This window comes from Lysinibacillus sp. OL1, from assembly GCF_004332175.1.
Taxonomy (GTDB): Bacteria; Bacillota; Bacilli; order Bacillales_A; family Planococcaceae; genus Lysinibacillus; species Lysinibacillus capsici.
Genome location: NZ_SJDS01000009.1, coordinates 160,471 through 186,309, shown reverse-complemented (window position 1 = coordinate 186,309; position 25,839 = coordinate 160,471). Strand labels below are relative to the sequence as shown.

The 25,839-nt window shown below is 38.4% G+C and carries 24 protein-coding genes and 1 riboswitch; of the genes, 17 read left to right on the top strand and 7 right to left on the bottom strand.

What is annotated here, in order from left to right; all coding sequences use genetic code 11:
• Window positions 1–6 precede the first annotated feature (6 nt).
• The 13 genes from EW028_RS16835 (at window position 7) to EW028_RS16775 (ending at window position 16,001) form a co-directional block, all read left to right on the top strand.
• Entirely contained in the window at window positions 7–1,191 is a 1,185-nt protein-coding gene (locus tag EW028_RS16835; RefSeq protein WP_131521690.1) for an iron-containing alcohol dehydrogenase, read from the top strand.
• A gap of 152 nt (window positions 1,192–1,343) precedes the next feature.
• Complete coding sequence (gene fadH / locus EW028_RS16830) at window positions 1,344–2,111, top strand: 2,4-dienoyl-CoA reductase (RefSeq protein ID WP_036075751.1); 768 nt, start codon at window positions 1,344–1,346, stop codon at window positions 2,109–2,111.
• A gap of 63 nt (window positions 2,112–2,174) precedes the next feature.
• Complete coding sequence (locus EW028_RS16825; protein WP_048391979.1) at window positions 2,175–2,414, top strand: hypothetical protein; 240 nt, start codon at window positions 2,175–2,177, stop codon at window positions 2,412–2,414.
• A gap of 196 nt (window positions 2,415–2,610) precedes the next feature.
• Complete coding sequence (cbpB, locus tag EW028_RS16820; RefSeq protein WP_004224640.1) at window positions 2,611–3,051, top strand: cyclic-di-AMP-binding protein CbpB; 441 nt, start codon at window positions 2,611–2,613, stop codon at window positions 3,049–3,051.
• A gap of 68 nt (window positions 3,052–3,119) precedes the next feature.
• Window positions 3,120–4,007 (top strand): transcriptional regulator CcpC, encoded by an 888-nt coding sequence (locus EW028_RS16815; RefSeq protein ID WP_112117431.1) that lies wholly within the window; start codon window positions 3,120–3,122, stop codon window positions 4,005–4,007.
• A gap of 160 nt (window positions 4,008–4,167) precedes the next feature.
• The gene (locus EW028_RS16810; RefSeq protein ID WP_131521689.1) at window positions 4,168–6,561 is read left to right on the top strand and encodes a DUF7408 domain-containing protein; all 2,394 of its coding nucleotides are present in this window, start codon (window positions 4,168–4,170) and stop codon (window positions 6,559–6,561) included.
• Entirely contained in the window at window positions 6,561–7,496 is a 936-nt protein-coding gene (locus tag EW028_RS16805) for an ABC transporter ATP-binding protein (RefSeq protein ID WP_131521688.1), read from the top strand. Before EW028_RS16810 ends, EW028_RS16805 begins: the two co-directional genes overlap by 1 nt.
• Window positions 7,493–8,338, top strand: coding sequence for an ABC transporter permease (locus EW028_RS16800; protein ID WP_103117519.1), 846 nt, complete (start codon window positions 7,493–7,495; stop codon window positions 8,336–8,338). Before EW028_RS16805 ends, EW028_RS16800 begins: the two co-directional genes overlap by 4 nt.
• Window positions 8,339–8,350: 12 nt before the next feature.
• Window positions 8,351–9,784: a hypothetical protein gene (locus EW028_RS16795; RefSeq protein WP_131521687.1), complete on the top strand. Its 1,434-nt coding sequence runs from the start codon at window positions 8,351–8,353 to the stop codon at window positions 9,782–9,784.
• Window positions 9,785–9,795: 11 nt separating this feature from the next.
• The gene (locus EW028_RS16790) at window positions 9,796–10,791 is read left to right on the top strand and encodes an AAA family ATPase (RefSeq protein ID WP_048391973.1); all 996 of its coding nucleotides are present in this window, start codon (window positions 9,796–9,798) and stop codon (window positions 10,789–10,791) included.
• A complete protein-coding gene (locus EW028_RS16785; RefSeq protein WP_066037221.1) occupies window positions 10,788–11,663 on the top strand; it encodes a DUF58 domain-containing protein in 876 nt (291 codons plus the stop codon). Before EW028_RS16790 ends, EW028_RS16785 begins: the two co-directional genes overlap by 4 nt.
• A gap of 11 nt (window positions 11,664–11,674) precedes the next feature.
• Window positions 11,675–13,420 carry a vWA domain-containing protein gene (locus EW028_RS16780; RefSeq protein ID WP_131521686.1) on the top strand — a complete coding sequence of 582 codons (1,746 nt, stop codon included), beginning with the start codon at window positions 11,675–11,677 and terminating at the stop codon, window positions 13,418–13,420.
• A complete protein-coding gene (locus tag EW028_RS16775; RefSeq protein WP_131521685.1) occupies window positions 13,404–16,001 on the top strand; it encodes a VWA domain-containing protein in 2,598 nt (865 codons plus the stop codon). The genes EW028_RS16780 and EW028_RS16775 overlap by 17 nt, the downstream gene beginning before the upstream one ends.
• 187 nt (window positions 16,002–16,188) lie before the next feature.
• Here the strand turns inward: EW028_RS16775 and thiW are convergent, their stop codons facing one another.
• The 7 genes from thiW to EW028_RS16740 form a co-directional block, all read right to left on the bottom strand.
• The gene (gene thiW / locus EW028_RS16770; RefSeq protein WP_131521684.1) at window positions 16,189–16,689 is read right to left on the bottom strand and encodes an energy coupling factor transporter S component ThiW; all 501 of its coding nucleotides are present in this window, start codon (window positions 16,687–16,689) and stop codon (window positions 16,189–16,191) included.
• A gap of 94 nt (window positions 16,690–16,783) precedes the next feature.
• Window positions 16,784–16,891: riboswitch (TPP riboswitch) on the bottom strand.
• Window positions 16,892–16,957: 66 nt separating this feature from the next.
• The gene (locus EW028_RS16765) at window positions 16,958–18,154 is read right to left on the bottom strand and encodes an MFS transporter (protein WP_048391968.1); all 1,197 of its coding nucleotides are present in this window, start codon (window positions 18,152–18,154) and stop codon (window positions 16,958–16,960) included.
• 488 nt (window positions 18,155–18,642) lie between these two features.
• Window positions 18,643–19,716, bottom strand: a complete 1,074-nt coding sequence (locus tag EW028_RS16760; protein WP_131521683.1) for an ABC transporter substrate-binding protein — start codon at window positions 19,714–19,716, stop codon at window positions 18,643–18,645.
• Window positions 19,713–20,510 (bottom strand): ABC transporter permease, encoded by a 798-nt coding sequence (locus tag EW028_RS16755; RefSeq protein WP_131521682.1) that lies wholly within the window; start codon window positions 20,508–20,510, stop codon window positions 19,713–19,715. The genes EW028_RS16760 and EW028_RS16755 overlap by 4 nt, the downstream gene beginning before the upstream one ends.
• On the bottom strand, window positions 20,507–21,316 hold the full coding sequence (locus EW028_RS16750) for an ABC transporter permease (protein WP_048391965.1): 810 nt from the start codon (window positions 21,314–21,316) through the stop codon (window positions 20,507–20,509). Before EW028_RS16750 ends, EW028_RS16755 begins: the two co-directional genes overlap by 4 nt.
• Window positions 21,306–22,412, bottom strand: a complete 1,107-nt coding sequence (locus EW028_RS16745) for an ABC transporter ATP-binding protein (RefSeq protein ID WP_131521681.1) — start codon at window positions 22,410–22,412, stop codon at window positions 21,306–21,308. Before EW028_RS16745 ends, EW028_RS16750 begins: the two co-directional genes overlap by 11 nt.
• A gap of 17 nt (window positions 22,413–22,429) precedes the next feature.
• A complete protein-coding gene (locus EW028_RS16740; RefSeq protein WP_131521680.1) occupies window positions 22,430–22,972 on the bottom strand; it encodes a helix-turn-helix domain-containing protein in 543 nt (180 codons plus the stop codon).
• Between the two features lie 406 nt (window positions 22,973–23,378).
• On the opposite strand from EW028_RS16740, the gene EW028_RS16735 reads away from it, so the two are divergent.
• The 4 genes from EW028_RS16735 (at window position 23,379) to EW028_RS16720 (ending at window position 25,807) form a co-directional block, all read left to right on the top strand.
• Window positions 23,379–23,921: a peroxiredoxin gene (locus tag EW028_RS16735; protein WP_004224676.1), complete on the top strand. Its 543-nt coding sequence runs from the start codon at window positions 23,379–23,381 to the stop codon at window positions 23,919–23,921.
• A gap of 143 nt (window positions 23,922–24,064) precedes the next feature.
• A complete protein-coding gene (locus tag EW028_RS16730) occupies window positions 24,065–24,520 on the top strand; it encodes a TlpA family protein disulfide reductase (RefSeq protein WP_004224678.1) in 456 nt (151 codons plus the stop codon).
• Between the two features lie 138 nt (window positions 24,521–24,658).
• Window positions 24,659–25,321, top strand: a complete 663-nt coding sequence (locus EW028_RS16725; protein WP_004224679.1) for a potassium channel family protein — start codon at window positions 24,659–24,661, stop codon at window positions 25,319–25,321.
• A gap of 6 nt (window positions 25,322–25,327) precedes the next feature.
• Window positions 25,328–25,807 carry a hypothetical protein gene (locus EW028_RS16720; protein WP_131521679.1) on the top strand — a complete coding sequence of 160 codons (480 nt, stop codon included), beginning with the start codon at window positions 25,328–25,330 and terminating at the stop codon, window positions 25,805–25,807.
• Window positions 25,808–25,839: the final 32 nt, after the last annotated feature.

The window sequence follows — 25,839 nt, the reverse complement described above, 5'->3', positions numbered from 1 at the left end:
GAAAATATGATTCAAACAAAAACCATCTTTACTGTTCATTCACCAGGTACGATTGTATATGGTCGAGATTCATTTGAAGAAGTAGGAGAGTATGCGAAAAAACTAGGTTCAAAGGCATTAATCATTAGTGATCCAATTATGGACAGTTTAGGCTTTATCAAGAAATGCCATACACTGTTAAAGACCCAAGGGATAGACGTCGTTTCATATATAGGGGTGACAACTGAGCCAGATGATACGTATGTAGCAGAGGGATTGCAGCTTTTGCAGAAAGAAAACTGTGATGTCATTATTTCTGTTGGTGGTGGTAGCTGTATTGATACGGCGAAGGCGATTGCAGTAGTGGCTACAAATGGCGGCTACATAGGAGATTATATGAAAATGGCAAAGGTTGCAGCTAATGCACCAATTCCACACATTGCGATACCAACAACAGCAGGTACAGGCTCTGAAGCAACAGATGCCACTGTTATTACCAATACAAAAAGTGATGTGAAAATGATGATTAAGCAACCAGCTTTTATGCCCACTATAGCGATTGTTGATCCTATATTAACCATTACTTCACCTCCAGCAATTACCGCAGCAACTGGAATAGATGCATTGAGCCATGCCATTGAGAGCTATTTATCGCGTTTAGCTCACCCTTATTCGAATGTGCTCGCCTTATCTGCTATGGAATTAATTGTGAATAACATCGTAAGGGTTTATGAACATGGAGATGATGTTGATGCTAGGGAAGCGATGTCGTTGGGTTCGATGCAGGCAGGGCTGTCATTTTCAAATGCTTCTGTTGCCCTTGTACATGGAATGTCTCGTCCGATTGGGGCACTTTTCCACGTACCACATGGCATCTCCAATGCGATGCTTTTACCAGCTGTACTAGACTATTCAAAAGACGCTTGTATAGATCGATTGGCAGATTTAGGACAATTTTTTAATAAAACAAAAGAACGTCTATCGCAAGAGGAGCTTGCGCAGCTTGCTATTACGTCCATTAAAGATATGTGTCAGTATATGAAAATTGGCAATTTAAAGCAGTGGGGAATCGAGGAGCATGCTTACTATCAGGCCATTCCTAAAATGGCTGAGGATGCACTTGCAAGTGGAAGCCCTGGTAACAATCCGAAGATACCCACTTTAGAAGAGATAATGGAGCTATATAAAATTGCCTATACGTATGAGTTTTAATGATATTGGAGAGCTATTCAATCGAATGAATGGCTCTTTTATATTTTCTTAGAAAATAAACTCGCATTCTATAGAATTAATATGACATATCCGAGAATATATAGTAAACTTTTAGTGAATCATCATTCATTTTTAACAAAGGGGGAAATGGAATGTTGCAAGGAAAGACGATTATTATTACGGGTGGATCAAGTGGCATGGGGCTGTATATGGCAAAGCAGTTCGTGACTGAGGGAGCTAATGTTGTCATAACAGGTCGTAACGAAGAACGATTAGCAGAGGCAAAGAAATTTATAGCGGAGGCTGGCCCCTCAATTGAGACATTCCAAATGGATGTACGAGTACCTGAGCATGCTGAGGCTATGCTCGCATTTGCTATTGAAAAATTTGGTCAAGTTGATGGGCTTGTGAATAATGCAGCAGGTAACTTTATTGTACGTGCAGAAGATTTATCACCGAACGGCTGGAAGGCTGTCGTAGATATTGTATTAAATGGTACATTTTATTGCTCTTCAGTAGTAGGCAAGTATTGGATTGAACATAAGATCAAAGGGTCTATATTAAATATGGTAGCGACGTATGCTTGGAATGCAGGAGCAGGTGTGATCCATTCTGCTGCAGCAAAAGCAGGGGTACTATCATTGACGAGAACGCTAGCTGTTGAGTGGGGGAAACAGTATGGGATTCGGGTTAATGCTATTGCACCAGGTCCAATCGAGCGTACTGGTGGAGCCGATAAGCTTTGGGAATCAGAAGCAGCGGCAGCTCGTACACTAGATTCTGTTCCACTAGGCCGAATAGGAACACCAGAAGAAATTGCTGATTTAGCTACATTTATGATGTCTAACAAAGCAAGTTATATGAATGGAGAATGTGTAACTTTGGATGGTGGGCAGTGGCTCAATCAATATCCATTCTAAAAATGTTTGCATAACGACTAGTTGGGTTGACGCATACTAAGGGTAAAGAAAGGAGTTTTGCCGATGGGTATGTGGTTAATACCAGCAATTATTGCCATTGTGATCATTTCTGCTATTTCGTTTGTCTATACGTTAAAAATAGCTAAAATGACTTCTGAACGGAAATCTGAAAATGATACCCCTATTTCAGAAACGGTTGAAGAATATGCAACGATGTTGAACCCAATTGTTTGGGTCTATGCAATTTTTTTACTTTTTTTAGGGATCATGATTTTTTACTACTGGAGTAAGGCTGGCTATTAGTTAAGAACCATCTTCATTCGGTCGCGAAAAACTTGACTGGATGAAGATATTCTAAGTTTTTGCTGTAAAGGCTAAAATAATTCATTGTTCATGAAAACTCTTCTCGGCCTGGTCATGGTCATACATAGAAAAGTTGTGATATGATGAAAGGGAAGGACTGTTCTACACAGTGAGGACAGAAAAGGAGAAGAAGTTCATGATTTCAACTAACAGCAAAGACTTATTAGCAATGCCAATTAGTGATTTTATCATTTCCTCTGAAAAAGTTGCGCATGTACAAAGTGGAAATAGTGCGGAACATGCACTCCTTGTACTAACACGTACAGGGTACTCGTCCATACCTGTATTAGATTTGAAATATCGACTTCAAGGTTTACTTAGCATGAAAATGATTACCGAATCGATTCTTGGACTTGAGCATATTGAATATGAAAAGCTACCTGATATTAAGGTTGACTCTATTATGGAAAAAGAGATCGCTGTATTAAAGCTGACGGATACTTTCCAGCGTGCTTTGGATTTAGTTATTAACCACGCCTTTTTATGTGTAGTGGACGAAGATGGTACATTCGCAGGGATATTAACAAGACGTGTTATTTTAAAGCAATTGAAAAAATATATTTATCAAAAAGAGTAGTAGCTTAAGAGGGAACTCAGATGAAAATCATGAGGCCCTCTTTGCTTGTATTGGAGGTTTACAGATTGATGGCAACAGAGGCAGAAATTTTAAAAATCTTAGCTGAAGAACGCAATATGCGGAAAGCAGCAGAACGTCTATTTTTATCCCAACCAGCCCTTTCACAACGATTACAAACGATTGAGAAAGACTGGGGTGCACAATTATTTATTCGCTCACAAAAAGGTTTAACAGCGACACCTGCTGGTGAACAAGTTATTGCTTATGCAAAGGAAATGCTAGCCAAAAAGGAAGAAATTTTTGAAACGATTCAATCCTTAACGACAAAAGTAAACGGGACATTGAAAATTGCTTGCGCATCCATTGTTGGGCAGAACTGGCTACCAAAAATCTTGCAGGATTTTGTGTCCAAATATCCAGAGGCTAAAATATCACTGATGACGGGATGGAGTTCTGAAATTGTGAAAGCTCTTTATGAGGGCGAGGCACATGTAGGTATTGTACGAGGCCAAGTTGACTGGAAAGGAGAAAAGATCCACCTTTTCAGAGATACTCTTTATTTGGTGGACAAAGAGGTTAAAACAATTGAAGATGTGTTAAAGACAGACCGTCCATTTATTCAATATAAGAGTGATTCCAACTATTATCAAGAAATTCAACAATGGTGGCAGCAGCATTTTGCTTCAAATCCAAGAAAACAAATTTTAGTGGATCAAATTGAAATTTGTAAGCAAATGGCTTTAAATGGGATCGGTTATGCGATCTTACCTTCTATTACATTAAATGACCACGATGCCATTCATAAAATTCCTCTATCAAATGATGAAAAAGAGTTTGGTCTTACACGCGATACTTGGCTAATTGGTTATGAATCCTCTTTTGAATTAAGACAAGTAGAGGCATTTGTTGAAGTAGTGCAGGATCATGCACGATGTTTGTTTGATTATACTAAATAGAATATCAGGCAGCTCTAGGTTGTTTTGGAGTTGCCTTTTTCATTGTAGAATTCTTAAGAGTTTATGAATATTAATGAAGATAACATAAGAAATGGAACAAAATGCAATATAAATCGTATAATTATGTAACCATCTATTTACATAAAAAGGGGTTGAGCTTTTGAAAAAGACAAAATGGACGGCACTGACCTTACTAGTCATGCTTGTAATGAGCTTTATCTTGCCTACAACTCAGGCGAGTGCTGCTGCTACACTAGAGGTGAAAGCAACAGCTGGTGTTTCTGGTAAAGCGAAATATCAATCAGTAGTACCACTTCAAGTTACAGTGAAAAATAATGGAGCTGACTTCTCAGGAGATATGGCGATTAATTCATCAAATTCTTATGAGGCAGCTTCAGCCCTTGTCGTTCCAATAGATATAGCAGCAGGAGAGGAAAAGACATTTACTTTCTATCTTGATGGTTTAGCTGACTATAGTTACTCGGACACAGATTTATTTGCCTTTTATGAGGGAAACATTGAAAAAGGAAAAAAGATTGCCTATAAGGGAACTAAACGTCTGCAATCAAATTTTTTAGATCCCTCATCAACATTCATTTATACATTAACAGATAAAAGTGATCGACTTTCAGCACTATTACGTTTATCAACATTTGTAGCTCAAAGTAATGTGGAAGTATTTAATATCAATCAATTAAAAGATTATACACTTCCAGAAGACTCGCAGGGACTTGCGATGGCCAATGTCATTGTTGTAGATGAAGTGGCTATTGCTGATTTAACACCGAAACAACAAGAAGCATTACTAAAATGGGTACAGGATGGTGGTACCTTACTTCTAGGTGCTGCTGACCAAATCAATGCTACAGCAGGGATTTTTAAAGAGTATTTACCTTTGTCATTATCACAAGAAACGACTGCGATTTCTGCAGAAGCTTTATCTAAATTGTCAGGTGGCGGCATTTTTACACAGCCGATTTCAGTTTACGCAGCTACTAGTAGTGAAGGAAGTTTACCTGTACTAACAGAAAATAATGCAGTGTTAGCAGCAAAGAAAAAAGTGGGTAGCGGGGAAGTGATTCAAACAACCTTCTCTTTAGGTGATCAACCACTTGCTTCTATGGACGGCTACGGAGCACTTTTAGCCAAAGTGATGAATATTCAAAGTATTTCACAGCAAGGAATGATGAGACAGGGACAATCTCCTCTCGATCAAATATCTTATGAGCTTCGTAACATTAATGAACTATTTCCATCTTTCGAAGTATCAGTGAGCTATATGCTAATTGTCATTATTCTTTATATTTTAATAATCGGGCCAATCCTTTATTTTATCTTGAAAAAAGCGGACAAGCGTGAGCATGCATGGTGGATAATACCGTCCATCTCTGTTGTTCTTTCCATTGTTCTCTTTATTGTCGGAGCGAAGGATCGTATTGTACAGCCACAAGTTCAACAATCTGCATTCTATAAAGTAAATGAAGACAATAGTGTAAATGGCTATTATGTAGAGTCCATTCTAACGAATCGCAGTGGGGATTTTGTGGTCAATGCTGACCAAAATACAACTGCCGTTGCATTAAGAAATTATAATAACTTCACAGGCACGATGGGGCCATTACATGAATCTTCTTATATAAAAGAAAATGCTAGCGGTTCAACACTAACATTACGTGATTTAAGCTACTGGTCTGTGCAATCCTTTGGTGGAAAAACATCAGCACAAAATATCGGGAAGATGGATATAGATATAACACTGAAAAATGAAAAACTAACAGGAACAGTTAAAAATAATTTCCCGTTTGCATTAAAAGATGTCACATTAATCTCAGGTGTGAAAGAAGTAAAACTAGGTGATATTGAAGCAAACGGAACATTACAGGTAAATAAGGAACTGAAAACAACGGTTCTTCAAAAACCATCTATTTTCAATAATTATAATTATAGTTACCCATCGAAAAAGGATGAGGTAGACCCAATGCGGATTGAACGAATGAAAACTTTAGCATTGCCGCTTGTCGAAAAGGATAACCAACCAATACTTACAGCTTGGACAGATCAAGCGGTGGTAGGAGTTGAATTAGAAACAAGTGCCAATATGTCACCAATTACGATGCTTGTTCAACCATTTAAAGGAAAAGTTGAGCTAACAGGTCCATTTACAATGAAGCGTAATAACTTCTCGTATTCAGTAGAGCCACTATCAGCAAATGGCTATTATGAAAAGATCGAGGAAGAATTGAATAAATGGTACCTATCTGAAGGGTTGTACGAAGTAACGATGACCATGCCAGATCAATTTATGGATGCCGTTGAATCACTTAATGAGCTGACAATTTCTAATAAGGATGTCTCACGTATGCAGCTATCCATTTGGAATAATGAAACGAATATATATGAGCCTTTAGTCGATACAAAGCAAGTGTTTACAGACAAGGTTTCAACATACTTTAATCAAGATGGAGAGCTTCGAATTGAAATCAAATATGGTCCCGATCCATCAGGAGAACAAACGAAATTACCAGACATAGAGCTGAAAGGAGTGGCAAAATAATGATTGAAATTCGTGATTTAACGAAACGATACGGCTCCTTTACAGCATTAGATCATTTAAACTTATCTTTAGAAGAAGGCGTTGTATTTGGATTTGTTGGCGCAAATGGAGCAGGGAAATCAACGACATTCTCTATTTTAGCGACCCTATTGTCACCGACTTCAGGAGATGCTCTGATAAATGGCAAAAGTGTTGTGAAGGAACCTAAAGAAGTTCGAAAGCAAATTGGTTATATGCCCGATTTCTTTGGTGTATATGATCAGTTAAAAGTAGATGAATATTTAGATTTTTATGGAGCGAGCTACGGTATCCAATTAGCAGAGCGTCAAGTGTTAATTCCACAATTATTAGAACTAGTGAATTTATCAAGTAAACGCTATGAATATGTTGATTTATTATCACGTGGTATGAAGCAACGCTTATGTTTAGCTCGTGCACTTATCCATGATCCAAAGGTACTGATTCTAGATGAACCTGCATCAGGACTAGATCCACGTGCTCGTGTGGAAATGCGAGATATTTTACGAAATTTAAAGTCTATGGGAAAAACAATTTTAATTTCGTCGCATATTTTGCCTGAACTTGCTGAGATGTGTGATGAAATCGGTGTTATTGATAATGGTAAATTAATTGCACATGGAAATGTAGCCGCGATTCAGGCTCAGCTACAAGGAGAAAAGCGTATTGTATTAAAAGTGACAGATCAATTGGATGCAGTACGAGCGTTTTTAGAGGAAGATCCGCATATTTCATCAATTGATGTCATTGAAAGTCGTTTAGAAATAGCCTTTAACTATCGAGGAACAGATGCTGAGCAGGTGGCATTGCTAAAAAAAGCTATGCTTACAGATTTACCAATCTATGCATTAAGTGAAGAAGAGAAGGATTTAGAGGATGTCTTTATGGCGATTACGAAGGGAGCGGACAATCAATGATGGAAAGATTTTATAATCCAGTACTTGTTAAAGAATTGAAGTTACGCTTCCGTTCTTTTAAAAGCTTTTCAGGTTTAATGTTTTATTTAGCTGTACTGTGTATTTTCATTGCAGGGTTTTTATTGCTTACAACTGAATTTACTGGCAGAGGCTTCTTTAGACCAGAGACAAGCTTTATGATGTTTGCTGTGCTAACCATCTTGCAAATGGCATTAGTTCTTTTCATTACACCAAGTTTGACTGCAGGTGCTATCAGTAGTGAGCGCGAAAAGCAAACATTAAATATTTTATTAACAACGACACAAAGTTCTACACAAATTGTTATTGGAAAATTACTATCCTCCGTAGCATTTCTAGTATTGATGCTGGTAGCAGGATTACCACTATACAGTCTAGTGTTTCTATTCGGTGGTGTGTCGCCTTCACAGCTTATTTCTATATTTTTATTTTATTTAGTCACTGTAGTAGCAATAGGTAGTATAGGCGTGATGTTTTCTACGATTACTAAGAGGACTATTGTTGCCATGATTGCCACATACGGCTCAATCATTTTCTTAGGAGGTATTACAGCATTCTTCTTCTTTTTAACAATGGCCTTTCATCAAATGGGCAATGCCATTGGAACAGGTGCCTCCTTTATGACCTATTTCTGGGCATCTATTAATCCAGGTGCCTTGATGCTGACACTTATTTCTCCAGAGATGGGGGATGCATTAGCAGAGCTTTCGGGTGTAGAACTACCTGTATGGATTACTTATTTAATTGCTTATGTATTCATCATTGTGCTTTGTTTAACGATTGCGATTAAAAAATTGCGTGCCAACATGAAAAGTAACCGATGAGGAGGAATTGGTATGGAGCGTCGTAAGCAATTACGAAAATATATTCAGCGTGCAAAATCGAGATTAACTCTTGAAAGAAGCATTCCCATTGCACAATACGGTTTGTTTTTGGCATTGCTTTCGAGTGCTTCTCTCGTACTTATTTCCCGACTATTTGTCTGGCCATATTATCGCCAAATAGCATTAGGAGCCTTTATTACCGTTATTATTGCAACCATTGCTTATATTTGGTGGAAACGGGTCAAAGAGAAAGAGGCATTGCATAAACTGGATCATTATTTCTCACATAATGAATTAGTGACAGCTTTATCATTTAAAGATGATCAGGATCCTCTTGTTCAATCATTATTATCGAAAGCTATCCAAAATGCTGAAAAAGCTTTCGCAGACTTTAAGGCTCGAAAGAAAAATTTATTTCGTCCAAAGGCGTTTATCGGATTATTTATTACAACAGTTGTACTAGCCATTCTTTATATGTTCCCAGCAGCTACGCAAATTGAAGCGATAGAGGTTGAAAAGGAGCAAGCAGTTATCGAAGATATGAAGAAGGAAGTTGCTGAATTAGAGAAGAAGGCGGAAACAAAAGAAGTAAAGGAGCAATTGCAAGAACTTCAAAATACTTTAAAAGAGGCTGAAACAGCAGAAGAAGCTTTACGAGAAGTTGTCAAAAAGCAAAAGGAGCTAGCATTAAAGGAGCAGCAATTAAAGGATAAACAAACGGCTAGTCAAGATGGCACAACAGAAGGCCAAGGATTATCGAAGGAAGAGGTTGAGCAGCTAAAAGAGCTTGCCCAAATGCAGCAAGGGCTGACAGAAAATGCAAATGCCACACAAACTGCTATGAGTAAACTTGGTAAACCAGCAAGTAACTCCTTACAAAATGCAATTGCGAGTGCCAATAATGCCAGCAGCCACAATCAAAACAGTCAACAGTCATCTGGTAATTCCCAACCTAGTAATCAACAAAGCCAGTCTAGTCAAAATAATGCTCAAAGTGGTTCTCAACAGCAAAATGGTAGTAGCCAGAGCAATGGTCAAGGGCAGGGCCAAGGTCAAGGACAAGGCCAAGGCCAGGGACAAGGCCAAGGCCAAGGTCAAGGACAAGGCCAAGGACAGGGACAGGGTCAAGGACAGGGCCAAGGCCAAGGTCAGGGACAAGGTGGTCAAGGAGCAGGAAGTGGCCAAGGCGGTCGGAATTTGCTAACGACACCGAATCGAATAGGTGGGGCAAGTGAGACATCAGTAGATGGTGGCGCATTAGGAGATGGTTCCCATGTATCTGAGCAACAAGGAAATGGTCCGATAACAAAAGGTTCTATTCGACCTTATGAAGAAGTAATTGGCTCTTATAAAGACAGCTATTTAGAGAGTTCAGAGCGCTTACAATTACCGAAGGATTTACAAAATGTCGTGCAATCTTATTTCACGTCAATTGAGTCGCAGTAGGAGGAAAAGAAATGGCCTTTACAGAGCAACAGTATGTAGATATGAGTACGAAATTACAGCAAGTTAAAGAAGAAATTCATCGCTTCATTGTTGGACAGGAAGAAGCAATTGATTATACCCTGTATGCAGTATTAGCGGATGGTCATGCATTGTTAGAAGGTTTACCTGGTTTAGGAAAAACGATGTTAATTCGTACCATTTCAGAGGTACTGGATCTGTCGTTTTCACGTATTCAATTTACACCAGATCTTATGCCAGCAGATATAACAGGTACGAGCATGATTGAACGTACACCCGATGGGAAGCAGCAATTTACCTTTCAACCTGGGCCAATCTTTAGTCAAATGGTATTGGCTGATGAGATAAATCGCGCAACACCCAAAACCCAAAGTGCCTTGTTGGAAGCAATGGGAGAAAAAACGGTAACCATATTAGGGGATACAAAAAAAATGGCGAGACCATTTTTCGTGTTGGCAACTCAAAACCCTATTGAAATGGAAGGAACATACCCATTACCAGAAGCACAGATGGACCGTTTCCTTTGTAAAATTCTTGTACCCTATCCAGAAAAAAGCGAACTTATGGAAATTATGAAGCGAACGACAGGTGCCCAGGAAATTGGTTTACAGAAACAGATGGATACAGATGCTCTCATTCAAGCTCAGCAAATGGTAAAGGAAGTGATGGTTGCTGATGAAATGCTAGAGTATGCAACTGATCTAGTAGTGGCTACGCATCCTGAGAGAACAGATGCGCTTGATGAGGTTAAACAATATGCAATGTATGGCAGTGGTCCACGTGGTTTGCAGAGCTTAATCAAATTGGCAAAGGCAAGAGCTTTAATGAATGGTCGTTTTCATGTTTCTGTAGCGGATATTAAATCTGTTGCTAAGCCTGTTTTACGTCATCGCATGCTGTTGAATTATGAAGGGGAGGCTTCAGGAAAAACAGCAGACGATGTGATTGATGTTATTTTAGAAAAAGTTCAGCAAGGTATTAGCAAGTGACAGCAAAATACTTATTGCCCGAAGACTGGTTAGCGAAAATCAGTCGCTTTCAAGTAGCGACGGCCTCCAAACTACGCGGGCAACATAAGGGCTCGCACCGTTCTCAACGCTTCGGGGCATCCCTTGATTTCTCGGATTTTCGAGAATACCATTTAGGAGATGATGTACGCCAAGTGGATTGGAACGTCTTTGCTCGTACAGATAAATACTTTATAAAAAGGTTTTTAGATGAGCAAGAGATGCGTGTACATATTCTACTAGATGCTACCAAATCGATGGGGCAACATGCTAAGTGGTTATTTGCTCGTCAAATTGTGGCCTCCCTCGGTCTAATGGTATTAGGTCGAGATGATCGTCTATCTTTTTCTTTTGTCCAAGATGAAGTGAAGCCACCATTTCGACGGAAGGGTACCATGTATCGCCGAGCTTTTTTACAGCTAGTAACAGATATAGAGGAAGCTAATTACTCTAATCGTTTTGCCAAGGATGCACTTAAAGCTTTACCTAAAGATAGTACCGTATTATTCATTGTTACAGATGGATTAGAGCCAATTGAGGAATGGGAACAGCTATTAAAAAGGCTACCACGCTATGCTGGAGATGTTCGCATTTTGCAAATTGTAACGCAAGAAGAACTGTCACCAAATTATTCGGGTGATGTACGTCTCCTTGATCGTGAAACAGGTAATGATGTGAATGTGACGATGTCCTCTAAAGTATTAGAGTCCTACCATGCAAGACGCATACTACATGAAGAAGAATTTGAAGCCATTTGCCGTCGCTTTGGTGTTCGAAAATTACAATTGAAAGTGGAAGATGGATTGCAACATGCGATTTTCCAGCAATTATTAAAAGCACATTGGATTAGGTGAGGTGAGCCGTATTGGGCTTTAGTCAAATTATATTTAGCTGGACGGCCATCATCCCGGTCATTGTCCTACTTTATTATTTCTTTCGAAAAAAATATACAGATCAAACAGTTTCTTCGACGCTTTTTTGGTCGGAGATTATGCAGGAAACGCGAGTATCGCCTTATTTAAAGCATCTACAAAAAAATGCCCTACTATATTTACAGCTTCTTGCTTTAGTGCTACTTGTTTTGGCATTGATGAATCCTTATATAAAAAAATCAACCATGGTTGGTGCACAAACCATATTTATTGTAGATACTTCAGCCACAATGCTGGCAGGTAAAGAGCAATCAACCTTTGACGCTCATAAACAGGAAATGCTGAACTTGATGAATGAATTGAATGGTCGACCTGTCACATTAATTACAACTGGTGCTGCACCAAAAGCTGTTTTACAGCAAGAAACAAACACGAGTGAAATAAAAAAAGCTATTCAAGATTTACAAATAACCTATGAAACTGCTGAAATGAATAAGGCGCTGGATGTAGCACAGGCATTTGTGGGCGATACACCAACTTCTATCTATGTTTTTACAGATACACTTGATAAAAAGCAATTACCGATGGACAAGGATTCTGTGAAATGGCTAGTAAGAGGTGCTACAAAAGACTTAACAAATATCGCTATCACCCGCTTTGCTGCTACGACAGATGGACAAGCTACGCTGGCACTTGTACAACTCCATAATGATACAAATACCGAGCAAAAGGTAACACTCGCATTGAATAATGCAGAGGGTGAGGAGCTGGTAGCAGAAAGTGTCGTTGTGCCTCCAAATGAAGCCATTACGAAAACATTTAAAGATTTGCCTTTAGCAAAATCCATGACAGCTATTATTGATGCAAATGATGATTATGACATAGACAATCAACAAACAGTTTTACTACAAACGACTACGTCAAAAATTATTGTTGATCAAGGCTTGCATCAACTGATACAGAAAGGTTTTCAAACAGTTAGTAGTGGCGTAAAAATCGTCCCTTCCTTGCAAGTAGCTGACAATCAAGATGCTACCATAATCACAAACCAATCAGCCTTATTGGAAAAGATGGACAATCCCCTCGTATTATTTGGTCGTGATGATGCAGAAAAAGTAGATGCGAATGGGACGGTAAGCACTAGAAGTGATGCATTATTTGCCTTTAGTGAACTAAAGGATGTTTATGTTAGTGCTGTTTATCCTGGCTTTGCGGACTATGAAACGATTGCTTCTGTTGGAGAAGAGCCGTTCATCCAACGCTCCCCAAAAGGAGATATCGTTGTTTTAGCCGATATTGCTGATACAGATTGGCCTTTACATCCATCATTCCCACTATTTCTATGGAGTACAGAGCAGCAGCTAACAGAATCAGTTGGGTCACTTGGGATTTTTTCACCCAATGAACAACGTGCAGTTGCTTTAGCGCAAGGAGACTGGAATGTTTATTCGCAAGAAGACGAGTTTCTTTCGTCTGTTACGAAGGGGATGCTAACTGCGCCCAAACAGCCAGGCATTTATATGGTACGCTCAAATAATGAGGAAAAACAATTGATTGTCCAATTGCAAGCACAAGAACGTGTCATTGAACAAGGAACAAGTTTTACATTAGGTGATATTTCAGACAATGGAAAGGAAGAAGTGTCGATGACCTCTTTCGTGCCTTGGCTAATTGTAATTATTTTACTATTGCTTGTTTCAGAGTGGGAGGTGCAACGACGTCGTGGATTTACGAATTGATATGCCGTTAGTATTGTTGTTACTCCTTCCATTATTCTTGTATTTTGGATGGACATACTTTCATGAGCGACAGCGACTTAAAAGAAGTCATATTGTTGTACTTACTATTCGCATAGTGGCAGCAGGCTGTTTAGTTTTTGCACTCGCAGGTCCATATCTATTATTACCAATCAAAGAAGAACAAATTATTTATTTAGTAGACCGTTCTGCTTCTATGAATGGTACGGAAGATGAGATGGTTCAGTTTATACAGGAGAGCCTCCAATCAAAAAAAGAACCACAGCTTGCGGGCATTTATTCATTTTCCTCTACTTTACAAACAGAGGCCATTTTATCTAAAACATTAAAGGAAGTACCGAAACTAACTGAAATTAAAGCTACCGATCAAACAAATATAGAACAAAGTCTACAGCTTGCTTCAGGGATTATAGATCCTAAAAAAGCAACTCGTCTTGTGCTATTAACAGATGGTAATGAGACAAAGGGCGATGCTTTAGAATTTGCTACGAAGTTGAAAGGCTCTAATATTAGTGTGGATATTAAGCCTTTTAGTCAACCAGTTGTCAATGATGTATCACTAAAAAGCTTTGTATCCCCTCAGGTTGCTTACGTTGGAGAGCAACAACAATTAGTGACAGACATACATGCAACATCAGCAGGCCAAGGCGAGCTATTACTATATGAAAATGATGAGCTTATTCATAAAGAGGCAGTTGAGCTGACTGAAGGCACGAATGTGTTTACCTATAAACATGCAGCAACAGCTGAAGGACTTGTAAAATATGAAGCCGTTGTTCAAGTTGGTCAGGATGCCATTTTTGAAAACAATAAGTTAACTAGTGTCACAATGGTTCAAAGTGAACCACATTTATTAATCGTTAATGGTTATGAAACAGCTTCACCCATCGCAGCAGCACTTGGTAGTCAATCCATTGCCTATGATGTTGTAGCGCCCGACAGTCTACCAAATGAACTGTCCAGCTATTTGCAATATAATGCTATTATTTTCGACAATGTGCCAGGTCATTTAGTGGGTGAAGCAAAAATGAGTGTTATTGAGCAAGCAGTCAAAAACTTTGGGGTTGGTTTTACAATGGTGGGTGGAGAAAATAGTTTTGGTCTAGGCGGCTATTTTAAAACACCGATTGAAACCTTATTGCCAGTGGAAATGGAAATTAAGGGCAAAGAGCAATTACCTTCCTTAGGGTTAGTGATTGTACTTGACCGTTCTGGCAGTATGCAAGGCTCGAAGCTTGAGCTTGCTAAGGAAGCAGCGGCACGTTCTGTTGAGATGTTGCGAGACGAGGATACATTAGGATTCATTGCCTTTGATGATCGTCCTTGGGAGATTATAGAGACAGGGCCTCTTAGCAGTAAAGAAGAGGCTGTGGATACTATTTTATCAGTAACACCTGGTGGGGGAACAGAAATCTATAGTTCATTAGCTAAAGCCTACGAGAACCTTGCTGATTTAAAGCTCCAACGTAAGCATATTATTCTCTTAACAGATGGGCAATCACAGGCAGGGAATTATGAGGATTTAATTACTGAAGGAAAAGAAAATGGTATAACCTTATCGACAGTAGCGATTGGACAAGATGCTGATGCGAACTTATTAGAAGCGCTTAGTGACATGGGTAGTGGACGTTTCTATGATGTCATAGATGAGCAAACCATTCCGTCTATTTTATCTCGTGAAACAGCTATGATTTCCCGCACCTATATTGAGGACAATCCATTCTATCCAGCAATTTATAATGCAGCAGGATGGAACTCGCTGTTTGCAAATGGGGTCCCACAAATGAATGCATATATTGGGACAACGGCAAAACAGGGGGCTACTGTTGTAGCAGAAAGCGAGAAGGAAGATCCTGTGTTAGCGCAGTGGCAATATGGTCTTGGTAAAACATTTGCCTTTACATCTGATTCAACGGGTAAATGGACAGGAGATTGGGCAAGATGGCAGAATTGGGGAGCATTTTGGCAAACACTTATTTCTCAGATGCTACCAAGCTACAATGATGTAGCCTATGATGTAAGATTGGAAGCAGATGGTTCCTTTATGATTACAGACCCTACAAATGAAGCTGCATTTTTAGATATTGTAGCGGTAAATGAGGCAGGGGAGGAGCTAGAAACACAACTTGAAACCATTTCCGCATCCCAAGTTCGAGCTGTAGTACAAGCTGAACCTGGATTAATTTTCTTCCGTGTAGCAGATGAAAAGAAGGCCATTTATCAGGCAGGGCTAAGTGTTCCTTATAGTGCTGAATACGAACTACTCCCTGTAAATAACCAACTGATAGAAGAGTTAACTAAACGAACAGGAGGCACTGTTTTAAAGGAACCACAAGATGTTTTCCGTGACTTTACGACAAAAGGAGCAGATCGGCAAAATATTGCCACATGGCTACTCTTAGCAAGTATGCTTCTTTTCTTTATTGATATTACCATAAGACGCTTTGGTTGGAATTTCCTAACGAATGTGAAGAGAAAAGAGCCGCTGGTTGAGGAAAAAACTATACAAGCAGAAGATACAAATGTAGCACAGTTGTTAAAAGGCATGAAAAAACGATCTTAAATAGAGGAAGCAGTGCAAACTCGAATAGTTTTGCACTGCTTTTTTTATGTTGCTTGAAATAGAGAGTTATCCCCTTTGTAGAGAGGGGAAGATGATCTACAAAGTGGACTCTTTGCTCATAAGGAGGAGAAAGGCGCTCCAAATTGGACTGCCCGCAGCTCAATGAATGCTCATAATCCAATACCTCTTAATAAAGAGAAGAATTAAATCTCTTTACGAGCTCTGTTTTACGCAAGCTACTCGCAACCATTACACCTAAAATAGCACCGATCGTACTTGATGTTAAAAAGGCTGGTAGGAAGAAGAATGCTGCTACAGATGTTCCCATGAATAATTTTGCATAAGGGACGGCAATAAGTGAAGCCAGAATGCCCGTTCCGATAACCTCTCCGATACCAGCTAACCACATTTTATTGCTATATTTATAGGCAAGAGCAGCACAGACCGCACCGATGATACTACCAGGGATAGCTAGTAGAGAGCCTGTTCCAGTAAGGATACGAATGATGGCAGTGACAAAGGCAACTATAACAGTTGGTACAGGCCCAAGTATAATGGCTCCTATCACATTAATCGCATGCTGAACGGGGTAAGCACGTGCGATGCCTGTTGGGATGGATACGAAAGTAGAGCCTGCAACAGCAACGGCTACTAATAAAGCCATGACTGTTAATTTACGAATTGACATAAAGTTCACTCCTTTTGGTAAAGTTCGTGAGGAAAAATAAAAAGGCCACCCCCTTTAAACAATAGGAAGCGGCCTTGCGTGTATATAGTGACAACAGCAAGTAGCGCCACTTCCCTCCGCTAGTGTGAACTAGATCAGGTTCAAAGGGTCCGTATATTATCATATACGTCTCAGCCTTTTAAAGACTCCCCTAGTGGTTAAAATCATTCAATTTTGTGAATCAACAATAATGTACCATACTGCTAAAAATAGTCAATGATTTTTCAGACTATTTTGTATCGGGATGCATTAAATGAGGTGCTTTTTTCACTGTCCAGATGAGCGCAAGGAAGAAACAGGCTAATAATATGATAGAACCGAAAATATATGGGCTATTCATATTCCAGTCAAATAATAAACCTGCCAAAGCGGGTCCAATCATATTTCCGAGGCTCATATAGGCATTATTCAAGCCCGCAGCAAATCCCTGCTCTTTCTCTGCAAGCTTTGAGATGAGTGTATTAACAGCTGGACGAATTAATGTCGTTGCTGTAGAGAAAATTGTTGCTACAACTAAAATAAGGGCAAAGCCAGAAACAAATAATATTAAGAAAATAGCAACGGATGCAATAAATAAATTTACTAGTACTACTTTCATTTCACCATAACGATTGAACAGTGGTGTAATAATAAACATTTGTACTACTACTCCAAAAGCACCACCAACAACTAATATAATCGCTATATCTACAGGTGTGTAATTAAACTTTTCTGTCACAAATAATGACAATGTCGTTTGGAAATTTGCAATTCCAAACGAGAACACCAGCATAATTATGAGCATAACAAAATAAGGCATATGTATGGAACGTGCCATTTGCTTCGCCAGATTGTCTTGCTTTTGTTTCTGTTGCGCAGTGTTTGGTTTGGTAGAAGGTAATAAAAAGTAAGATAAAATAGATGCTACGATGGCTGCAGCTCCAGCTGTGAAAAATGGGAAATGTAAGCTTACCTTTGCTAAAAAGCCACCAATACCAGGTCCAATCATAAAGCCAAGAGACATAGCGGCACCCAACATCCCCATACCTTTCCCACGTTCTTCATAGGTTGTGACGTCAGCGACAAAAGCCATAATAGGAGGTGCAACAAATGCGGAACCTAGACCACCTAAAAATCGTGCTAAAAAGAGCATCCATACATCTGTAGCAAGGCCAAATCCGATTTGTGCAAGACCTGTTACGATAAGACCGAAAATAATTAAATTTTTTCGTCCGTACTGATCTGAAAGATTCCCAGCAATAGGAGAAAATACGAATTGAGCTAAGGCGAACGTTGCGATTAGCATACCTAGAACTTGTCCTGCTGCACCAAATATTTTTAAATACTCTGGCATGACAGGAATAATAATGCCAATACTTCCCATTGCGATAAACATATTAAACATTAAAATATACAAAGCCGCCTTATTGGACTTCTGCTGGGTCATCGAATGAACCCCCTTTTTGTAATCAAATATAGTACAGTCTATCATAAAGAATTATTGCTTGGCTAATAGTTAAGATTATCGTACTGGTTCTATATTTAGAATGGTTTTCCACAAAAGTTTTCATCCGCGCACCTATGCATGAAGAAATAATAGATGTTAGTCATAAAAATTGAGGGGAAAAGAAGCTATGGGGATAAATTAGTAAAGCAACAACAATCTATGGACTTCTCTTATAAAGTGAGAATTAAAAAATGTGAGAGTCTGTCTGTAATGGCATAAAGCATGGCTATAAATTGTAGCGATGTTATAGCGCATCAGAAGGAATATCACAAGAATACTGATGTGAAAATCTATTAAAATTCAGACAAAATATTTTCTAAATATAATAATGCAAATAGTCAATTGAAAATGTTCTTATTTAATAGTCAGTTAAATAAGAAGAGAAAAAAAACTAGCGAATTGATGTAAAAGTCAATTCGCTAGTTGAATTATCGGATACCCATTTTAAATTCTAAAAATAATTCGTTGTATTTCCCTAAATAATCAGGTCCTAAGTTTTTGTAGACCTCTAATGTATCGCGTTGTTCTTCAGAAGGATAGTAGCGTTCGTCAGAAACAACTTCTTCGTCCATTAAGTCCATAGCTGCAAGATTAGGCGTAGAATAGCCTACAAAATCGGCATTTTGAGCACCTGATTCAGCACTTAGCATGAAGTTTATAAAGGCGTGGGCACCATCAATATTCTTCGATGTCTTTGGGATGACCATATTATCAAACCATAAGTTTGAGCCTTCCTCAGGTACAGCAAAGTCTAACTCTTCATTTTCATACATCATGTCAGCTGCTTGGCCAGACCACGTAAGGGCAACGGTTGCTTCATTATTGATCATTAATGGTGTAATTTCATCTCCAATGATTGCTTTTACATTTGGTGCAAGGGTGATTAGTTTGTCAGTAGCTTCACGAAGTTCCTGATCATCTAGTGAATTCAGAGAATAGCCAAGACTGTTTAAGCCCATCCCAATGACTTCGCGCGCACCATCTACTAAAAAGACTTTTCGCTTTAAAGAAGGGTCCCATAAATCATCCCAAGAGGAGAAGTCTAAGTCTCCAACAAGGCTTGGATTGTAGACAATACCTACTGTTCCCCAAAAATAAGGGACAGAATATTTATTGTTAGCATCGAATGGTAAATCTAAAAAGTAAGGATCAATATTTTTAAAATTAGGGATTTTCGTTTTATCTAAAGGAATCAATAATTCTTCTTCCTTCATCTTCTCAATCATATATTCAGAAGGGACAGCAATATCGTAGGCTGTTCCGCCTTGCTGAATCTTTGTCATCATAGCTTCATTGGAATCGAATGTTTCATAGATGACATGAATGCCTGTTTCTTTTTCAAATTCTTTTAACAAATCAGGATCAATATATTCTCCCCAGTTAAAGATGGTTAACGTGTCTTTTCCACTTTTACCGCCACCCGCACTTAAGGCATCAGCCGCATAGAATAAAAGTGCTGAAACGACAAGGATGGCGATGGTAGCTTGAATTAGTGACTTCATCGTTGCCCCTCCATTCTTTTACTCGTACGACTTGTCATGAAATAATAACCAACAACAACTAAAACCGTAACGAAGAATACTAAACCTGAAATTGCATTCACTGTTAGAGAAATTCCTGCGCGGGCCATTGAATAAATTTCTACGGATAGAGTACTAAAGCCATTACCTGTTACAAAGAATGTCACGGCAAAATCATCTAATGAATACGTAAGGGCAAGGAAGAAACCTGCAAAAATCCCTGGCTGAATATAAGGAAGAATGACACGCATCATAACGTCCTTTTTCGTTGCCCCTAAATCTAATGCTGCATCGATTAATGAGTTATTCATTTCTAGTAGCTTTGGTAAAACCATTAATACAACAATCGGTACACTAAATGCAACATGTGCTAATAAAACAGATGCAAAGCCCAGTTTAATACCTACCATTGTAAATAAAATTAAAAAGCTAGCCCCGATAATTACGTCTGGGCTGACGATTAAGACATTGTTTAAGGATAATAAAGTATTACGCATCTTAGAATCCTTAACCGTCACAATTCCAATTGCTCCTAGCGTACCAATAATAGTAGAAATGAGAGCAGAAAGTAATGCCACGATGACCGTATTTATTAATATAACAAGAAGACGCGAATCTTCAAAAACAGCTTGATAATGCTCCAAAGTAAAGGATTCAAAATTATTCATGGAGCCGCCACTATTAAACGAGTAAAAGATTAAATAGAAAATTGGAGCATAGAGAACGATAAAAACAATTGATAAATAGACTTTGGCTGAAGCAGATAGTTTGTTCATCGTACGCGACCTCCTTTATCCTTTTGTCCCGTAATTAGCATGATAATCACCATGAATAAAATTAAGAATACAGCAATAGTAGAACCCATACCCCAGTTTTGTGTCACAAGGAATTGCTGTTCAATCGCTGTGCCTAGAGTAATGACACGGTTCCCTGCAATTAAGCGAGTAATCATGAACAGGGATAAGGCAGGGATAAAGACAACTTGAATACCAGATTTAACGCCATCCATTGTCAATGGTAAAACAACACGACGGAAGGTTGTAAAAGCCGAAGCACCCAAATCCCGTGCTGCATAAATGAGCGTTGGGTTTAAACGATCTAAAGAATTGAAGATCGGTAAAATCATAAATGGAATAAAAATATAGACCGACACAAAGACAAAGCTAATATCAGTAAAGAGCATTTGCTTTGGATCGAAGCCAAATACTTCGATAAATGCATTAATAGGCCCGTATAACCCAAAGATGCCGATAAAGGCATATGTTTTTAACAAAAGATTAATCCATGAAGGAATAATAATAAGTAGAAGCCAAAGTTGTTTATGCTTGGTCTTCGTTAAAAAATAGGCAGTTGGGTATGAAATTAATAGTGTAAAGAATGTAATTAAAAATGCATACCAAAACGAGCTCAAAGTCATCTTTAAGTAAACAGAAGAGAAGAACGCTTTGTAGTTATCGAGCGTAAAGTTGCCATGTAAATCAAGCAGGGAATAATAAACAACGAGTGCAATTGGCGCGATAACGAAAAAGGCAATCCATAACACATATGGAAATAACGCTGATTTCGATGTTTTAGTTTGCATCTTCATCGTCTCCATACGATTCTAATCGTTTATCAAACTCTTCCTCTGTTTCGTTTAAGCGCATTACGTGAATTGCCTCAGGATCAAAGTCTAAGCCAATCTCAGTCCCTACTTCTGCTTTCTTCAATGAATGGACTAGCCACTCATTACCATCTTTATCGTATGTGGATAATTCATAATGTACCCCTCGGAATAATTGTGTATCCACTTTTACCACAAGTTTGCCTTTATCAATTGTTGTCATTTCTAAATCTTCTGGACGAATGACAATATCTATTTTTTCATTTTGCTTCATCCCTTGGTCGACACATTCGAAAACTTTGCCAGCAAATTCAACCTTGAAATCCTCAATCATCACGCCAGGTACAATATTGGATTCACCTATAAAGTCAGCAACGAAGCGGTTAATCGGTTCATCATAAATATCCACGGGTGTACCTGACTGCTGAATTTGGCCTTCACTTAAGACAAAAATTTCATCACTCATAGCAAGTGCTTCTTCTTGATCATGTGTAACAAAAACAAATGTTTTGCCAAGACGTTGCTGTAATTCACGTAGCTCATATTGCATTTCTGTACGTAGCTTTAAGTCTAAAGCTGAAAGTGGCTCATCCAGTAAAATTACTTCAGGGTCATTGACAATGGCACGTGCAATCGCGACACGTTGTCGTTGTCCACCAGACATTTCAGATATTTCGCGGTTACCATAGCCTGCTAAATTGACAAACTTTAAGGCTTCAGCTACACGCTCTTTTATGTCCTTTTCAGGAAGCTTTTTAATACGTAGGCCAAATGCGACATTTTCAAACACATTTAAATGAGGGAACAGCGCATAATCCTGAAAAACAGTATTTACTTGACGTTCATTGGCAGGAACTGCATTAATCTTTTTATCATGGAAAAATACATTTCCTGTTGTAGGTTCTGTAAATCCTGCAATAATTCGTAAAATGGTTGTTTTACCACAACCTGATGGACCAAGGAGTGTATAAAACTTCCCTTTTTCAAGCTCCAAATTGATATTTTTTAAAACGACGGTACCGTCGCTATATGACTTTGAAACATTTTCAAAGCGGATAATTGAATTGGTTGTCATGGATGCGCCTCCTTAAGCTATAAATAAGAATCTGTTGCGACAAGTAAAATTTTTGTTTCATCATCATGTGCATTAAAAATCTGATGATGGTCTGTCGCGTCATAGTAAAGTGCATTGCCTTCACTTGCGATATACTGTTCATTCCCTAATACGAGACGAATACGCCCTTTAACCACATAAATAAATGTTTCAGAGAGCGAAGGCTCAAACTGTTTGAACTCGCCATCTGCAGCAAAGGTTAAGAAAATGGGTTCCATTTCTTTTTCATTCGAAGTAGGAATCAGCCATTGAATTTCATATTTTTTTTCTTCCTCTGTATAGGTAGATTGATCTTCCTCTGTATAAACAACCTTCTGTTCAGGTGATTCATCATCAAAAAAGTCTTTGGGTCTCGACCCTAAAACTTCTAATATTGAAAATAATGTTTCAATTGAAGGTGAGTTTAGATCACGTTCTAATTGGGAAATATAACCTTTACTTAAATCTGTACGTTCTCCAAGTTCCTCTTGGGTAAGACCTTTTTTTAAACGAAGCGCTTTAATTTTTGCTCCTATTTGCATCTTTTCCCTCCTAAGAGAAGTTTAGCAATGATAAACTTTTGAAATATGAAGTTTACTTTAACGAAACTTTTAGTTTACTAAAACCATTACAATTATACATAATAATAAAAAATTTGCAATCGTTTTTCGTGAAAAAAATAGCTATAAAAAGTTGAAAAATGGGGTATAAATGAAAGTGAGAAAAATTTTGAATAGTGTAGAATATTATTGTCAAAAATAGCTTGTAGATAGACAGTAGCAATAATTCCAGTTATGGATTTGACGAATTTTTGTCAATCCATTTCAATCATCCAAACGGGCGGAGTTTACTTGTTTGAAAAACTGCGGTTACTCTGCTATCGTAGAAGACGAGTTCGCTAGTGCGAATGGAATATATAAACTACATATTTATTCGGAGGGATTTATTATGGCAGAACGCATGGTAGGTAAACAAGCACCTGACTTTACAATGGAAGCAGTACTTTCAGACAAATCATTTGGTAAAGTATCACTAGAAGATATTAAAGCACAAGATAAATGGACAGTTCTTTTCTTCTACCCAATGGACTTTACATTTGTATGTCCAACTGAAATCACTGCAATGAGCGATCGTTATGACGAGTTCGAAGACTTAGATGCAGAAGTAATCGGTGTTTCTACTGACACAATCCATACACACTTAGCATGGATTAACACAGACCGTACGCAAAATGGTCTTGGTGAATTAAAATACCCATTAGCAGCTGATACAAACCATCAAGTATCTAAAGAATATGGTGTATTAATTGAAGAAGAAGGTATCGCGTTACGTGGTTTATTCATCATCAACCCAGAAGGCGAATTAAAATACCAAACAGTATTTGATAACAACATCGGCCGTGATGTTGATGAAACACTACGTGTACTTCAAGCACTACAAACTGGTGGTCTTTGCCCAGCTAACTGGCGTCCAGGCCAAGCAACTCTATAATTTAAATAGAGGATTATGCGAAAAATTAAAAGTCCCCACGACAAGTTTGTGGGGACTTTTAACTGAATTTTTGTTTTGGGAAAGAGTTTTTATACCGTTATCTAAATATTTGAAGACAAACGATCTTTTAGAGGAGGATTTTTATGAAACTTCGTGAACAAATGCCTGAATTAGTTGGCGCAACGACTTGGTTAAATGGTGAAGTAACGAAAGCAGAATTAGTAGGCAAAAAACCAACATTAATCCACTTCTGGTCAGTAAGCTGTCATTTATGTAAAGAAGCAATGCCAGATGTGAACAATTTCCGCGATCAATATAAAGATGAATTAAACGTTGTAGCAGTACATATGCCACGTTCTGAGGCAGATACTGATTTAGACACAATTAAAGCAGTAGCAGCAGAGCATGATATTGTGCAACCAATCTTTGTAGATAGTGAAATGAAGCTAACAGATGCTTTTGAAAACCAATATGTTCCAGCATATTTTGTGTTCGATAAAGATGGTCAGCTGCGTCATATGCAAGCTGGTGGTAGTGGTATGAAAATGCTAGAAAAGCGTGTAAACCGTGTGCTAGATGAGATGCGTAACGCAGAATAATAATATGTTGAAGACGGGGATTAAGGTCCTCGTCTTTTTTGTTGTCCACCATTGACGAATTGGCTCTTGTTTTGACAATACATATCGCAGAGAATAGGCTACAATGGTGGTATAGTAGTTTTCGGAGGGATTTTTATGATGAAAAAAGAGTTTGCAGTCATAGGGCTTGGACGTTTTGGAGGCAGTATTGTTCGTGAATTAATGAGTCAGGGCGCACAGGTAATGGCCATTGATCATTCTTCAGAGCGTGTAGATGAGTTTGCTTCCATTGCTACACAAGCTGTTATTGCAGATTCAACCGATGAATCGGTGTTGAATTCATTAGGTATTCGTAATTTTGAGCACGTGATTGTAGCAATTGGGGAAGATATTCAAGCAAGTATATTAACAACAATCATTTTAAAGGAAATTGGTGTTGAGCAAATTACAGTAAAAGCTCAAAACGATTACCATGAAAAGGTTTTACGTAAAATTGGCGCAGATTTTGTCGTCCATCCTGAGCGAGATATGGGTATTCGTATTGCTAATAATATGTTGTCGAATACTGTTCTAGATTATTTAGAGCTATCAGATGAACACTCCATTATGGAATTAAAGGCTAATGATGCGATTGCTGGCTATTCCATTATGGATTTAGATATTCGCGCTAAATATGGCATCAATATTGTAGGAATTAAGCGTGGGGCTGATATTATCGTATCTCCACAGGCGAGTGACAAGATTTTATTAGGAGATATTATGCTTGTTATAGGCGCTGATGTTGATATAAATCGCTTTGTTAAAAAGGCCTTGAATGGGTAAGAGCAAATGACGAAACGCAGATGGAGACTTGTTATATTCGCTGGTATTTTATTAGTCGGTGCTTTTATTATGCAAAACAGAGAAAAAAGTGAAGATGAAGCTATTTCTCTTGTTCTAGATCATGCCACAGAAATTGACGACATTGAATTATTCCAAGGAGATCAATCACTATTTCATGCTACAGGCGATGAAGCACAAGACTTTATTGAGAAATATCCTTTAAGTCATGTAAGGAAGCTTTCCAAAAAGGAAAGAACTATTTTTGAAGAAAAGCCTGTATATCATATCGTTTATAAAATGCAGGATAAGCCTCTTTATGAGGTAGAAATATTAAAAGTGGCTATTAGTTCTGAACTTGATGAAGAGTTACAGCAAATGGTTTTTCGTGTGGATGATGCACAATATTTGGTTTATTGGGCAAAAGAGAAAAAGGTACTCGAACAATCGACCAACACGCAACGATTACTTGAACAATACGGGCAATAATGCAGGTAGTGATACAGCAATTCATGCTGGTC